Source organism: Clostridioides sp. ZZV14-6153, from assembly GCF_020657855.1.
Taxonomy (GTDB): domain Bacteria; phylum Bacillota; class Clostridia; order Peptostreptococcales; family Peptostreptococcaceae; genus Clostridioides.
In genome coordinates, this window is the sequence record NZ_JAGWCZ010000005.1 from 105,529 (window position 1) to 119,440 (window position 13,912).

Below are 13,912 nucleotides of genomic sequence, written 5' to 3' on the forward strand. Positions count from 1 at the left end.
TTATGAGTGAAATGTTATTATGGTTTAGTGTTGTATTAGTTTTGTTTGCTATTGGAGATTTAATTGCAAGTAAAACAAAAGCAAAAGTTTCTGCTGTATTTGTCACATTACTTTTATTTTTGATTCTCTTTGTCACAAAAGTGATACCAGCAGATATTATTGAAAAAGCAGGTATGACTGCAGTGGCAAGTTAGAGTGTTCCAATGATTATGTTCAGTATGGGAACAATGTTGAATGTCAAACAGTTCATAGACGAATGGAGAACTGTGTTGACAGCATGGCTTGGAATTTTGGCAGTTATCATTTGTGTTTCATTGTGTATTCCTCTGTTTGGAAAAGCAACAGTATTGACAAGTATACCAGTTATAAATGGGGCTTTACCTGCTACCATTATTATGACGCAGGAAGCGTTAGAAAAAGGATTGACACTTGCAGCAGCTACAGCAACAGTTGTATTTGCAATTCAGAAATTTGTTGGTACACCAATTGCCTCTAGAGCTGCACTACAGGAAGCCAACCGTCTTTTAATAGAATATCATGAAGCAAAAGGAAAAGGAATTGATTTAGCAAATGTGAGTGGTGAAAATAAAGAAACAGAAGGTACAGCAAAAAAAGCAAAACAGGTTTTCTGTGAAAAATATGATAAATATTATTCTACAAATGTTTGTATATTTTTTATAGCTATATTCTCTTATTTAGGATATGAGTTTTCAGAGATTATTCATATGAATTATTCGATTGTATGTCTTGTTGTTGGTGTTCTTGTAACGCGTATTGGTATTGTACCAAAAGACATTTTAGAAAAAGGAAAAATAAAGGGGTTTATCAACATGGTTGTGTTTGTGGCTGTTATTCTTTCTTTAGCGAAGGTTTCTTTGACAGATTTAGTTAGTCTTTTTGTACCAATTGTAGGTATGTTTGCAGTTTCTATTATTGGTATATTTATTACAATGAAGGTATTACCTGGATGGAAAATTATTGGTTCTAAACCTCTTGCCTTTGGTGTAGGATTTTGCCAGATGCTGGGATTCCCAACAACATATTTGATTTCAAATGAAGTATGTAATGCCACTGGAGAAACAGAAGAAGAAAGAGCATATTTGATGTCTAAAATAATGCCTAAGCTAGTAGTTGGTGGTATGGCTTGTATGATTTCTATAGTGGTAGCTGGTATTATTGTACCAATGCTATAAATAAATTTTGTAATTAAATAGTAAATAGGAAAAGGGATAATTATTTATTGGGATAGGTTATAATATAAAAAGGATTCTAAAAGTCATAAAAAGCTTGTAGAATCTTTTTTTATGTTAACTTAAATAATGAACGCATAAGTTTAAGGGAAATACTCATAGCTATAACATGAGAATGATAAATAAAATTAAAAATTCTAATACATATGCAGTATTTAAAATTTCTTCTGTTATGTCATGTTTGATTTTTAATAACTCTTTCACGTTTTATCTAAAATAAAAACCACTCAAATATGACTAAGAGCGGTTTGAAATTCAATGTTAATTTAATTTTAGAATTATCCATCTTATAATATATAAAATATGAATTAAAAAATATTTTTAATAGCTATAACTATTGATATTACTTATTTTTATATTAATTACTATATCATAAAATAACAAAAAAATCAAGTCGAGTAATCTCTCTGTTTCAGTGATATACTAGGTTTTAATAGTTTTTAATAAACATAATGTAACTAGAGGATAATCTATGTTTTTTAATTTTTTTGATTAAAGTTACCTCTAGCTCAATAATTATAAGGAGAAATATTATGAATTTGAAAAAAGGATTAGATATTTTAGAAATTCCATCAAGTATATTAGGTAAGGGTAAAGTTATATATATTCCAGTAATCTATACAGAAGATGAGGCAACCATTGTTGATACTGGACTTCCAGGTCAAGGAGAGTTAATAATTGATGCTCTTAATAAGAGTAATACAAGTTTTAATAAATTAAAAAATATCATAATAACTCACCATGATATAGACCATATAGGAAATATAAAATATTTAAGAGAAAAATCTAAAAATGATATAAAGGTATATGCATACAAAAGTGAAGTTAACTATATAACAGGTGAGGAAACGCCATTTAAATTTTGCATATTAGAGCAAGAGATAGATAATCTTAATGACAAAATGCTTGATATGTTAAATGCTATAAAACTTGGATTTAAGTCATCATATACTACAGTAGATGTATCTTTAAATAACCATGAGGTTTTACATTTAAGTGAAGAAGTAGAGGTTATACACACAGGTGGTCATACTAGGGGTCATATATGTCTTTATTTAAAGAAATCTAAAGTACTTATTGCTGGAGATTTATTAGAGATAAAAGATGGTAAACTTAGACCAGTTGATGTAATGCATAGTGACAAGCAAGAATTGATAAAAGCTATTAAGAAATTAAGTAACTATGATATAGAGGAAATAGTTTTTAGTCATGGTGGATTATATAAAAAAAATATAATTGAAACATTAAAAAATATAGTTATTGAATAATGTTACATGATTGAAAATACTTTCCAGCTCTTTATGAAAAATTTATCTATATAGTAATTAAATATGAGAAGGAAAGAAACAAAAAATGTATAAATAATTATTTACTTGATATTTTGAGAATAAAAATATTACTGGAATCAGAAATTTCCAGTAATATTGAGTAGGAAAAAATATATTTACACAAATCTATAAACATTCTCAAAAAACTTATAATTATTGTTAGTTTTAAATTATATTAATCTTCAATGCTATTTAAATTACTAAATATTTTTAACTCTTCAATGAAAATACTTGCTGCTTTTGATAAAGTTATATCTTTTGGAAAGATATATGAAAAATGTCTGTTATAGTTGCTTCCAAGTTCTATAACAGATAGTTCGTTATTTAAAACAGGTAAGCTTGTTACTAGATTAGATACTATTGTAATCCCTAAATTATTTCTAACTGATTCTTTGACAGCATAGTTACTTCCAAAGACCATCATACTTTTTGGAATAATTTCCTTAACACTTAAAAACATATCCAAATAATCTCTAGTACCAGAACCATCTTCTCTGACTATCCATTTCTGATTTTGAAGCTTATCAAAACTAAAATCTTTTAATAAAGGACTATTATATGGAAGTGCTAAAACCATCTTATCTTCAAAAAAATATTCTTGCATAAATGTGGGTGAAGAACAAGTCCCTTCGATAAGTCCAATATCTAAAATATAATCCTTAACATGAGAAGATACAATAGATGTATTTTCTATGAAAATTTCTATATCTATGTCAGGATACTTTTGAGAAAATAGTGCAAGAAAATTAGGAAGAATATATTCTCCAATAGTTAAACTTGCGCCAATCTTTAAACGTCCAGTTATAGCATCTGAAACCTGATTTACATCATGATATGTAACACTTAAAAGATTTAGTATTTCCTTGGCTCTTTTATATAATATTTGTCCACTTTCTGTGATAAAAATAGTTTTCTGTTTAATAGACCTATTTATAAGCACAACTTTAAAGTAATTTTCTAAGTTTTTAATATGTTTACTTACACTTGGTTGTGATAAATTTAGATATTCACCAGCCTTGGTGAAATTTTTATATTCAACAACAGCCACAAACGTTTTTAATTCTTCAAACAATTTTTTATATCTCCTTTGCATAACAAAAATTTTGTATTTTTTATAAGTTACTTACAGATAATTGTAATATATACATTAATCATTAAAAATATTAATCATTACGATATTATATATTTATTTTACTTATGGTTATTACAATTATATACTATTATTGTAAAGAAAACTATATTAATTGGAAGGTAGGTATATTATGTTAAAAAATAAAAGTAGTTTTACATTAAAGAATATAAAAGAAATATTACCTGGATTGTTTGTATCAGTATTAGTAGGTTATATTAGTATATTTATTTCGACATTAATACCTAAGGTAGGAGCAGCATCAATCTCTATATTTTTGGGTATGTTTGTAGGAAATTTATTTTTAAACCAGAAAGTATTTCAAAAGGGTTATAAATTTTCAGAAACAGATTTGCTATCATATTCAATAGTATTATTAGGAGCAACACTTAGTATATCTACTCTAATAGATTTAAAGATTTCAGGTATATTGTTTATAATATTACAAATGACAATAACAATAGTATCAGCACTTTATATAGGTAAAAAGCTAGGTTTTGGTGAAAACTTTAGATTTCTTATGGCAAGTGGAAATGCAGTATGTGGTTCTTCTGCTATAGCAGCAACAGTTCCAGTAGTTAATGCTACAGACAAAGAAAAAGGAATAGCAATAACTATTGTAAATGTTACTGGTATATTTCTTATGTTTTTACTTCCAATAATATCTCAATTCTTATATAGTCATGAACTTGTAAAAACATCAGCAATGATAGGTGGTACATTACAATCAATTGGTCAAGTTGTGGCAAGTGGAGCTATAGTTGGGGAAAATGTAAAGGATTTAGCAACTATTTTCAAAATAATGAGAGTAATATTCTTAGTTGTAGTTGTTTTAGTATTTGGTCATTTGAAAAATAAGTCTAACAGTGAAATTATTGAAGAAGAAAAAGATGAAATAAAAAAGAAAAAAATAAATATACCATGGTATGTAATTGGTTTTTTCATAACTTGTGCACTTTTTTCAATTAATATCATACCAAAAGAAGTATCTGTATTGTGCAAAGAAATAAGTAATAAATTTGAAATAATAGCACTAGCAGCAATTGGATTAAAAGTTAATGTAAAAGACTTAGTAAGACAAGGTAAAGCAGTTTCTTTATATGGTTTATTTGTAGGAACAGTACAAGTTATATCAGCGATAGTTTTGATAAAGATATTTATATAGAATAAAAGTATTGATTATAATATCAATCTACTTAATCAAAATAATATGTTATTAATAATCGATAATATAAATAAAAAATGAATTCTAATAAGCGTAGATGGGTATAAGCTTATTGGAGTTCATTTTTTATTTATAGTGAAAATTTAAAGTAAAATATTATTTTACATAATAATAACATTATAAATTTTGAAATTAGTTATCTTTGTGTTAAAATAAGAAAAATGCACATATCACAGTTAAGTATTTAAGCAGATAAATAAAATAAAAATATAAATATTAAGGAGATTTTTTATATGAATGTTTATGAAAAGAATAATGTAGTTATACTAGAAGGAGTAACAGATTTTGATCCAAAACATATATTTGAGTGTGGTCAATGTTTTAGATGGCAAAAGCAAGAAGATGGCTCATACACAGGAGTTGCGAAAGGTAGAATATTAAATGTAAAAAAAGAAGATGATAAAGTATATTTAAATAATACAAATTTAGAGGAGTTTAATAGCATTTGGTATAATTACTTTGATTTAGGGACTGATTATACAGAAATAAAAAACAATCTAAAAAGTATGGATGAATATTTAAATAAAGCTACTGAATTTGGATGGGGAATAAGAATATTGAGACAAGATGGATGGGAAATGCTTATATCATTCATAATTTCTTCTAATAATAGAATTCCTATGATACAAAGAGCTATAGAAAACTTATCAAAAAGTTTTGGTAAATACATAGGTGAGTATGAAGGTAAAGAATACTATGCATTTCCAACACCAGAAGAGTTAAATAAAGCCTCACAAGAGCAAATAAGAGCATGTCAAACAGGTTTTAGAGACAAGTACATAAAGAGTACTACACAAGCTGTTATAGAAAATAATGATAAGGTATCTGAATATGTAAATCTAAGTACAGATGATTGTAGAAAAGAGCTTTTAAAATTTAATGGAGTAGGTCCAAAGGTATGTGATTGTATTGCGTTATTTGGCATGCAAAAATATGATTCTTTTCCAGTTGATGTATGGGTTAAGAGAGTTATGCAAGAGTTCTACATAAATGAAGATATGAGTTTACCTAAAATGAGAACTTATGGGATTGATAAATTTGGAGAAATGTCTGGATTTGCACAACAATATCTATTTTACTATGCAAGAGAGCTTGGTATAGGAAAATAGACTTAAGGGGGAAGGAATTATGGGAGTGATAGGCACAATATTTCTGTTCTATTTAATTATATCATATCTAGCTGGAGCCATAATTTCTGTAATTATATTACTTGAAAATAGAGATCCTGCAAAAACCATGTCTTGGTTATTGATGTTTATCATATTTCCTGGGATAGGGTTAATTATATATGCTATTTCGGGTAGAAATATTAGAAAACGAAAATTATTTAAAACTCAAAAACTAGCTAATAATATAAAAGAAAAGAAACTTTTTGATACATTAGAAAAGATAACAGAAATTGTTGAACTAGAAAAAGAATCTATAAGGCAAAATAAGCTTTTAAGAGATGAAGAAGATGGTAGCTATAGAAAAAGAGTCATAAGCATGCTACTAAAGACTGGGATGTTTCCATTTACTAAAAACAATAAAGTAGATGTTTTTGTAGATGGAAATGAAAAATTTAAGAGACTTATAGAAGATATAAGAGAAGCTAAAGACCATATTCATTTAGAGTACTTTATAATCAAAGACAGTGAAATAGGTAGGGTGTTAAAAGAAGAACTTATAAAAAAAGCTAAGGAAGGTATTAAAATAAGAATTTTATATGATGATGTAGGGTGTTGGAGATTTTGGTTTAATAGAAAATTTTTCCGAGAAATGAGAGAAGTAGGTATAGAAATAGCAGCTTTTTTACCTACAAAATTCCCTATAATAGGAGGAAAGTTAAACTATAGGAATCATAGAAAAATTGTTGTTATTGATGGAATAATTGGATATACAGGTGGAATAAATATAGGAGATGAATATTTAGGAAAAAATGAGAAGTTTGGGTATTGGAGAGATACTCATATTAGAATTAAAGGAATTTCTGTATATATGCTTCAAATGACATTTTTGATTGATTGGTATTATACAACAAAAGAGGTTTTAGTCACTAAAAATTACTTTCCAAGTGTCGGAAATGTAGGTGAAAGTATGATACAAGTGGTAGCTAGCGGACCAGATAGTGATTGGGAAGACATTCATTATGCTTATTTTTCTGCTATATGTCAAGCTAAACAAAATGTTTATATAGAAACTCCATACTTTATTCCGGATGAGAGTCTGCTGAAAGCTATAAAAAGTGCTGCACTTAGTGGTGTAGATGTAAGAATAATATTTCCTAAAATTGCAGACCACAAAATAGTTAATATAGCATCTTATTCATATTTTGAAGAAATATTAAGAGCAGGTGGTAAAGTCTATTTGTATAAAAAAGGATTTATACATTCCAAAGTAGTAATAATAGATGATAAAATTGCTTCTGCGGGTACAGCAAACATGGACTTAAGAAGTTTTATGCTCAACTTTGAAGTGAATGCTTTTATTTATGATGAAGATGTTATCAAGGTAATGACAGATGATTTCTTTGAAGATTTAAGTCATTGTGAAGAGCTTAATTTAGAGGTATTCATGAACAGAAATATTGTACAAAAAATTAAAGAATCTGTAGCCAGATTATTTTCACCAATATTATAAAAAATTATTAAAAAAGGTATTGAAAATTATGTGTGATTGGTATATTATAATAATTGTTAGCACTCTAATAGATAGAGTGATAATAAATAAAAAGTATATATATAAATCTACATACAAAAGTAGTATTAATTTAAAAATAACTAAAAACATAGGCAAACTAGTCTATACTTAATATTTTAGGAGGCGTGAATAATGAAAATAAGACCATTAGCTGACAGAGTAGTAATTAAAAAAGTAGAAGCAGAAGAAAAGACTGCAAGTGGAATAGTTTTACCAGGAGCAGCTAAAGAGCAACCTCAAATAGCTGAAGTTGTAGAAGTTGGACCAGGTGGAATAGTTGAAGGAAAAGAAATAAAGATGGAATTGACAGTTGGAGACAAAGTTATATTCCAAAAATATTCTGGAACAGAAGTTAAAATAGAAGGGCAAGAATATACAATACTAAGACAAAGTGATGTATTAGCTGTTATTGAATAAATATAGAATAAATTTATTAGGAGGGGTTTAAAATGGCTAAAGAAATTAAATTTTCAGAGGAAGCAAGAAGAGCTTTAGAAGCTGGTGTAAATAAATTAGCAGATACAGTAAAAGTAACATTAGGACCTAAAGGAAGAAATGTTATATTAGATAAAAAATTTGGTTCTCCACTTATAACTAATGATGGTGTAACTATAGCAAAAGAAATAGAATTAGAAGATAGATTTGAAAATATGGGAGCTCAGTTAGTTAAAGAAGTAGCAACTAAAACTAACGACGTAGCTGGAGATGGTACTACAACTGCTACAGTTTTAGCACAAGCTATAATCAGAGAAGGTTTAAAAAATGTAACAGCAGGTGCTAACCCAATACTTTTAAGAAAAGGAATACAAAAAGCAGTAACAGTAGCAGTAGAAGAATTAAAAAATCAATCAAGAATAGTAGAAACACAAGAAGCTATATCTCAAGTTGCTTCTATATCTGCTGGTGATGAAGAAGTTGGAAAATTAATAGCAGAAGCTATGGAAATAGTAGGTAAAGATGGAGTTATAACTGTTGAAGAATCTCAAACTATGAATACTGAATTGGATGCTGTTGAAGGTATGCAATTTGACAGAGGATTCGTTTCTGCATATATGGTTACAGATGTAGACAAGATGGAAGCAGTTTTAAACGACCCATATATATTAATTACTGATAAAAAAATATCTAACATACAAGAACTATTACCAATTCTTGAACAAATAGTTCAACAAGGTAAAAAGCTACTAATAATCGCTGAAGATGTAGAAGGTGAAGCATTATCTACATTAGTTGTTAATAAATTAAGAGGAACATTTGATGTAGTAGCAGTTAAAGCTCCAGGATTTGGAGATAGAAGAAAAGAAATGCTTCAAGATATAGCTATACTTACAGGTGGTCAAGTAATATCAGAAGAATTAGGATATGATTTAAAAGAAGCTGATTTATCTATGTTAGGTAGAGCTTCATCTGTTAAAGTAACTAAAGAAAATACTACAATAGTAGATGGTTCTGGAGATAAAAAAGCTATAGAAGATAGAGTAAATCAAATCAAACATCAAGTAGAGCAAACTACTTCAGATTTTGATAGAGAAAAATTAATGGAAAGATTAGCTAAGCTTGCTGGTGGGGTAGCTGTTGTAAAAGTTGGAGCTGCTACAGAGGTTGAGTTAAAAGAACGAAAATTAAGAATAGAAGATGCTCTTAATGCAACTAGAGCTGCTGTAGAAGAAGGAATAGTAGCTGGTGGAGGAACTGCTTTTGTTAGTGTTATACCAGCAATAGGAACACTAGTTGATAGTTTAACTGGAGAAGTTAAACTAGGAGCTCAAATAGTTAAAAAAGCATTAGAAGAACCATTAAGACAAATAGCTATAAATGCTGGTCTTGAAGGTGCTGTAATTGTACAAAATGTTGTTAATGCTGAAGCAGAAACTGGATTTGATGCTTTAAATGAAACATATGTAAATATGATAGAAGCTGGTATAGTTGACCCAACTAAAGTTAGTAGAAGTGCTTTACAAAATGCTGCATCAATAGCAAGTACTTTCTTAACTACTGAAGCTGCTGTTGCTGACCTTCCTGAAAAAGAAGATGTAGGAATGCCAGGAATGGGTGGCGGTATGCCAGGAATGATGTAATCTTAAAATATTTAAAAATATAAATTTTAAGATAGAGAACTATTTTGACTTAGATTTTAATATCTAAGTTGAAATAGTTCTTTTGTATATATCTAATTTTTTATGTATTTACAACTTTAATATATATATTTGGATAATTAGTATCTAGACTATAATAATATCTTTGAAGTGGTATTGTTATTTTTTAGGTTATGATGTTAGATATATATTAATTAAGGTATAATTGTTGGTAGAGAATAAATCAAAGTTTAAAAGGATGCGATAATATGGATTTAAGAAAATTGCTTGAACAGGTTAAAAATGAAAACATTGATATAGATGTTGCATTAGAACAATTAAAAGATTTACCCTATGAAGACCTTGGATATGCAAATATAGACCATCATAGAGAATTAAGAAATGGATATCCAGAAGTAATTTATTGTGAAGGTAAAAGTGATGAACATATTTTAGGAATTATTGATAAAATGAATCAAAAAGGTTCTAATATATTGGGGACAAGATGTAGAAAAGAAACATTTTTAAAAGTTAAAGAAATTTATAGTCATGCTGAATATGAGGAATTATCTAAAATTCTTAAAATTCAAAATCATGTTATAGAGAATGTTGGAAAAGGCAAAATTGTAATTGCAACAGGAGGAACTTCTGATATACCAGTAGCAGATGAAGCATATTATACAGCTAAATTTTTAGGTAATGATGTTGATAGAATATATGATGTTGGAGTGGCTGGTATACATAGACTTTTAAATAAGAGACATAAAATAGATAGTGCCAGGGTAGTAGTAGCTGTTGCAGGAATGGAAGGTGCACTTGCAAGTGTAATTGGAGGTCTAGTTGATGTTCCAGTAATAGCTGTCCCAACATCTGTCGGATATGGAGCCAATTTTGGAGGATTAGCAGCATTATTGGCTATGTTAAATAGTTGTGCGTCTGGAATATCTGTTGTAAATATTGATAATGGTTTTGGAGCAGGATATTTGGCAGCTATGATAAACAAATTATAATAAATATATTGATATAAATTAGACATAAATTATACGATATTAATCTAATGTTTATTAGATTTTTCATTATTAAAACTGAGGAGAAATATATGAGTGAAAAAATACTTTATTTTGATATAGTAAGTGGTATATCAGGGGATATGACCCTTGCAAGCTTATTAAATTTAGGTGTACCTAAGGAAATTTTTTTGGAGGAAATTCATAAACTAAAAATGAGCGATGAATTTAATATAAATATAAGCTCAAAAAATGAAAGTGGAATATCAGGTACAACAGTAAAAGTAATTACGAAAGAAACACATATTCACAGGAATTTAGTGGATATATTTGAAATTATAGATGAAAGTGATTTAAATGAAAATGTAAAATCTAATGCTAAAAAAATATTTATGGTAATTGGAGAAGCAGAAGCAAAGGTTCATGGAACTACGATAGATAAGATACACTTCCATGAGGTAGGGGCTATAGATTCAATTGTAGATATCGTAGGAGCATCTATATTAGTTGATTTACTTTGTATAGATAAGATTTATTCTAGTACAGTGTCTGTTGGCTCAGGATTTGTAAAATGTGACCATGGAGTCATGCCTGTACCTGCACCTGCAACTATGGAAATATTAAGAGGTGTACCAATTAAATTAAATAATGTAAGAGGAGAATGTACAACTCCAACAGGAGCTGCAATAATAAAAGTTCTGTGTGATGAGTTTATAGAGGATTTTGAGTTTTCTCCAATACAAATTGGATATGGAATAGGTCATAAGAAATTTGAAGTACCTAATATGCTAAGAACAGTATTAGGCGAAAAAAAAAAGAAGAATTAATTTATGAAATTAGTGCAAATATCGATGATATGTCTTCGGAAGTATATTCTTATTTGTATGAAAAAATATTAGACGAGAAAGCGTTAGATATTTATACAGAAAGCATTTATATGAAAAAGAATAGACCTGCAACGAAAATATCGATTTTATGTAATAAAGTAGATTTAGAAAAATTTATTGAAATATTGCTTTTAGAAACTAGCACTTTTGGAGTACGATATAATGCGTACAACAGAGAAATTTTAGATAGAAAGTTTGTAAAATTAGATACAGGATATGGATTAGTTACAATAAAACTAGGGTATTACAAAGATAAATTAGTTAAAGCTACTCCAGAATATAATGAATGTAAAACTATAGCAAAAAATGAAGATATTCCTATAAAAAAAGTGTTTGCTGATATAAATTTTAGAATAAAAGAAGAATTTAGTGAAAACTTATTGACATAAGTAATAAATTTTGATAAATTAATACTCAGCCTTAATAAATAAAAGTAAACAGAAAAAAATATATAAAATATAAACTCACTCGTATATGCTCAGAGATATGGTCTGAGAGTCTCTACCAAGATACCGTAAATATCTTGACTATGAGTGAAATTATTATACCAAAAGACCTAGTTAAGTAAATGTGTAGGCTGAGTTATACTCCCTATGTGTTGGCTATAAGATAAGGGTCATTTTGGAAGCCTGTATAGTAATTTCACTTTTGTTAGAAATTATGGAAGTTACTATACAGGTTTTTTGTGTAAAAAGATTTAATATAATTTAGACTGTATTGTGTTAAAATAAATATATATAAAAACTATATTATACAAGGAGAGATGTAAATTTATGAAACATGAATTAGTACTTGTAATAGATTTTGGAGGTCAATATAATCAGTTAATAGCTAGAAGAGTTAGAGAAAACAATGTATATTGTGAAATACTTCCATGTACTGCAAGCATAGAAAGAATAAAAGCAAAAAATCCTAAAGGGATAATATTTACAGGTGGGCCAAATAGTGCATACTTAGAGGATTCTCCAACAATATCAAAAGAAATATTTGAACTAGGAGTACCAATACTTGGTATATGTTATGGAGTTCAAATAATGTCTCATGTATTAGGTGGAGTTGTAAGAAAAGGCAACAAACAAGAAAAAGAATATGGAAAAACATCTATAACTTATGGAAAATCATCATTATTTGAAGGGATTACTACAAATAGTGTTTGGATGAGTCATACTGATTTAATAGAAAAGGCTCCAGAAGGATTTACTATAGTTGCAAACACTAAAGATTGTCCAGTAGCTGCTATGGAAAATGTAGAACAAAAACTATATGGAGTTCAATTCCATCCAGAAGTAGAACATTGTTTAGAAGGGGATAAGATACTTGAAAATTTCTTATACAATGTATGTGAAGTAAAAGGTGACTGGACTACAGATTCATTTATAGAAGATAAAATAAAAGAATTAAAAGAAAAAATAGGCGACAAAAAAGCTTTATGTGCTTTAAGTGGAGGCGTTGACTCTTCTGTTGCCGCAGTTCTTATTCATAGAGCAATTGGGGATAACTTGACTTGTATATTTGTTGACCATGGTTTGCTTAGAAAAAATGAAGGAGACGATGTAGAAAGAATATTCAGAGAGAAATTCGATATAAATTTAATAAGAGTTAATGCAGAAGATAGATTCTTATCTAAATTAAAAGGAATTTCTGAGCCAGAAGCTAAGAGAAAGATAATTGGTGAAGAATTTATAAGAGTATTTGAAGAAGAATCAAATAAATTAGGAAAAATGGATTTCTTAGTTCAAGGAACAATTTATCCAGATGTTATAGAAAGTGGACATGGAAATGGTGCTGCTACTATAAAATCTCACCATAATGTTGGTGGAATTCCTGAAGATGTAGATTTCCAAGAAATAGTTGAGCCATTAAGAGAACTATTTAAGGATGAAGTTAGAAAAATAGGATTAGAGCTTGGTATAGAAGAAGGATTAATATTTAGACATCCTTTCCCAGGGCCAGGTCTTGGAATAAGAGTTATAGGTGATGTAACTAAAGAAAAATGTGATATATTAAGAGAAGCAGATGCTGTTTATATGGACGAGCTTAGAAAAGCTGGTTTATATAGAGAAATATGGCAAGCTTTTGCAACATTACCAGATGTTAAGACTGTTGGAGTTATGGGAGATGAAAGAACATATGCTTATTTAGTTGGTTTAAGAGCAGTTACTTCTTCTGATGGAATGACTTCTGACTGGTATAAGATGCCTTATGATGTTTTAGAGAAAATTTCTAATAGAATAATCAATGAAGTTGATGGAGTAAATAGAGTAGTTTATGATATAACTTCTAAACCACCTGGAACAATAGAGTGGGAATAGTTAATAGTGAGCTAGAAGGC

11 protein-coding genes, 1 pseudogene and 1 riboswitch are annotated in these 13,912 nt (G+C 28.5%); of the genes and pseudogenes, 11 read left to right on the forward strand and 1 reads right to left on the reverse strand.

All coding sequences use genetic code 11. From position 1 onward, the window contains the following. Nucleotides 1-2: 2 nt before the first annotated feature. From KGF46_RS08425 to KGF46_RS08435, 3 genes are all read left to right on the forward strand, one after another. Nucleotides 3-194 carry a hypothetical protein gene (locus KGF46_RS08425; RefSeq protein ID WP_227827823.1) on the forward strand — a complete coding sequence of 64 codons (192 nt, stop codon included), beginning with the start codon at nt 3-5 and terminating at the stop codon, nt 192-194. A gap of 9 nt (nt 195-203) precedes the next feature. After that, nucleotides 204-1,193 (forward strand): permease, encoded by a 990-nt coding sequence (locus tag KGF46_RS08430; protein WP_227861932.1) that lies wholly within the window; start codon nt 204-206, stop codon nt 1,191-1,193. A gap of 590 nt (nt 1,194-1,783) precedes the next feature. Continuing rightward, nucleotides 1,784-2,518, forward strand: a complete 735-nt coding sequence (locus tag KGF46_RS08435) for an MBL fold metallo-hydrolase (RefSeq protein ID WP_227861933.1) — start codon at nt 1,784-1,786, stop codon at nt 2,516-2,518. A 235-nt stretch (nt 2,519-2,753) separates the two neighbouring features. On the opposite strand, the gene KGF46_RS08440 is transcribed toward KGF46_RS08435, so the two are convergent. Then, nucleotides 2,754-3,650, reverse strand: coding sequence for a LysR family transcriptional regulator (locus tag KGF46_RS08440; protein ID WP_227827820.1), 897 nt, complete (start codon nt 3,648-3,650; stop codon nt 2,754-2,756). Nucleotides 3,651-3,840: 190 nt separating this feature from the next. Between KGF46_RS08440 and KGF46_RS08445 the strand changes: the two genes are divergently transcribed. From KGF46_RS08445 to guaA, 8 genes and pseudogenes are all read left to right on the forward strand, one after another. Next, the gene (locus tag KGF46_RS08445; protein ID WP_227827819.1) at nt 3,841-4,872 is read left to right on the forward strand and encodes a YeiH family protein; all 1,032 of its coding nucleotides are present in this window, start codon (nt 3,841-3,843) and stop codon (nt 4,870-4,872) included. A 293-nt stretch (nt 4,873-5,165) separates the two neighbouring features. Then, complete coding sequence (locus KGF46_RS08450; protein WP_227827818.1) at nt 5,166-6,041, forward strand: DNA-3-methyladenine glycosylase family protein; 876 nt, start codon at nt 5,166-5,168, stop codon at nt 6,039-6,041. Nucleotides 6,042-6,060: 19 nt separating this feature from the next. After that, entirely contained in the window at nt 6,061-7,551 is a 1,491-nt protein-coding gene (gene cls, locus KGF46_RS08455) for a cardiolipin synthase (protein ID WP_227827817.1), read from the forward strand. A gap of 192 nt (nt 7,552-7,743) precedes the next feature. Next, complete coding sequence (groES, locus tag KGF46_RS08460) at nt 7,744-8,028, forward strand: co-chaperone GroES (RefSeq protein ID WP_003420907.1); 285 nt, start codon at nt 7,744-7,746, stop codon at nt 8,026-8,028. A gap of 32 nt (nt 8,029-8,060) precedes the next feature. Then, complete coding sequence (groL, locus tag KGF46_RS08465; protein ID WP_227827816.1) at nt 8,061-9,689, forward strand: chaperonin GroEL; 1,629 nt, start codon at nt 8,061-8,063, stop codon at nt 9,687-9,689. Nucleotides 9,690-9,955: 266 nt separating this feature from the next. Further along, the gene (gene larB / locus KGF46_RS08470; RefSeq protein WP_227827815.1) at nt 9,956-10,696 is read left to right on the forward strand and encodes a nickel pincer cofactor biosynthesis protein LarB; all 741 of its coding nucleotides are present in this window, start codon (nt 9,956-9,958) and stop codon (nt 10,694-10,696) included. Between the two features lie 140 nt (nt 10,697-10,836). Continuing rightward, a pseudogene (gene larC / locus KGF46_RS08475) lies at nt 10,837-11,969 on the forward strand (nickel pincer cofactor biosynthesis protein LarC). Nucleotides 11,970-12,028: 59 nt separating this feature from the next. Beyond that, a riboswitch (purine riboswitch) is annotated at nt 12,029-12,130 on the forward strand. Nucleotides 12,131-12,353: 223 nt separating this feature from the next. Next, nucleotides 12,354-13,892, forward strand: coding sequence for a glutamine-hydrolyzing GMP synthase (guaA, locus tag KGF46_RS08480; RefSeq protein ID WP_227850264.1), 1,539 nt, complete (start codon nt 12,354-12,356; stop codon nt 13,890-13,892). Nucleotides 13,893-13,912: the final 20 nt, after the last annotated feature.

Coding starts and splice junctions, on each gene's coding strand:
- KGF46_RS08425 (WP_227827823.1), top strand. CDS start 3: ATGAGTGAAATGTTATTATGGTTTAGTGTTGTATTAGTTTTGTTTGCT.
- KGF46_RS08430 (WP_227861932.1), top strand. CDS start 204: ATGATTATGTTCAGTATGGGAACAATGTTGAATGTCAAACAGTTCATA.
- KGF46_RS08435 (WP_227861933.1), top strand. CDS start 1,784: ATGAATTTGAAAAAAGGATTAGATATTTTAGAAATTCCATCAAGTATA.
- KGF46_RS08445 (WP_227827819.1), top strand. CDS start 3,841: ATGTTAAAAAATAAAAGTAGTTTTACATTAAAGAATATAAAAGAAATA.
- KGF46_RS08450 (WP_227827818.1), top strand. CDS start 5,166: ATGAATGTTTATGAAAAGAATAATGTAGTTATACTAGAAGGAGTAACA.
- cls (WP_227827817.1), top strand. CDS start 6,061: ATGGGAGTGATAGGCACAATATTTCTGTTCTATTTAATTATATCATAT.
- groES (WP_003420907.1), top strand. CDS start 7,744: ATGAAAATAAGACCATTAGCTGACAGAGTAGTAATTAAAAAAGTAGAA.
- groL (WP_227827816.1), top strand. CDS start 8,061: ATGGCTAAAGAAATTAAATTTTCAGAGGAAGCAAGAAGAGCTTTAGAA.
- larB (WP_227827815.1), top strand. CDS start 9,956: ATGGATTTAAGAAAATTGCTTGAACAGGTTAAAAATGAAAACATTGAT.
- guaA (WP_227850264.1), top strand. CDS start 12,354: ATGAAACATGAATTAGTACTTGTAATAGATTTTGGAGGTCAATATAAT.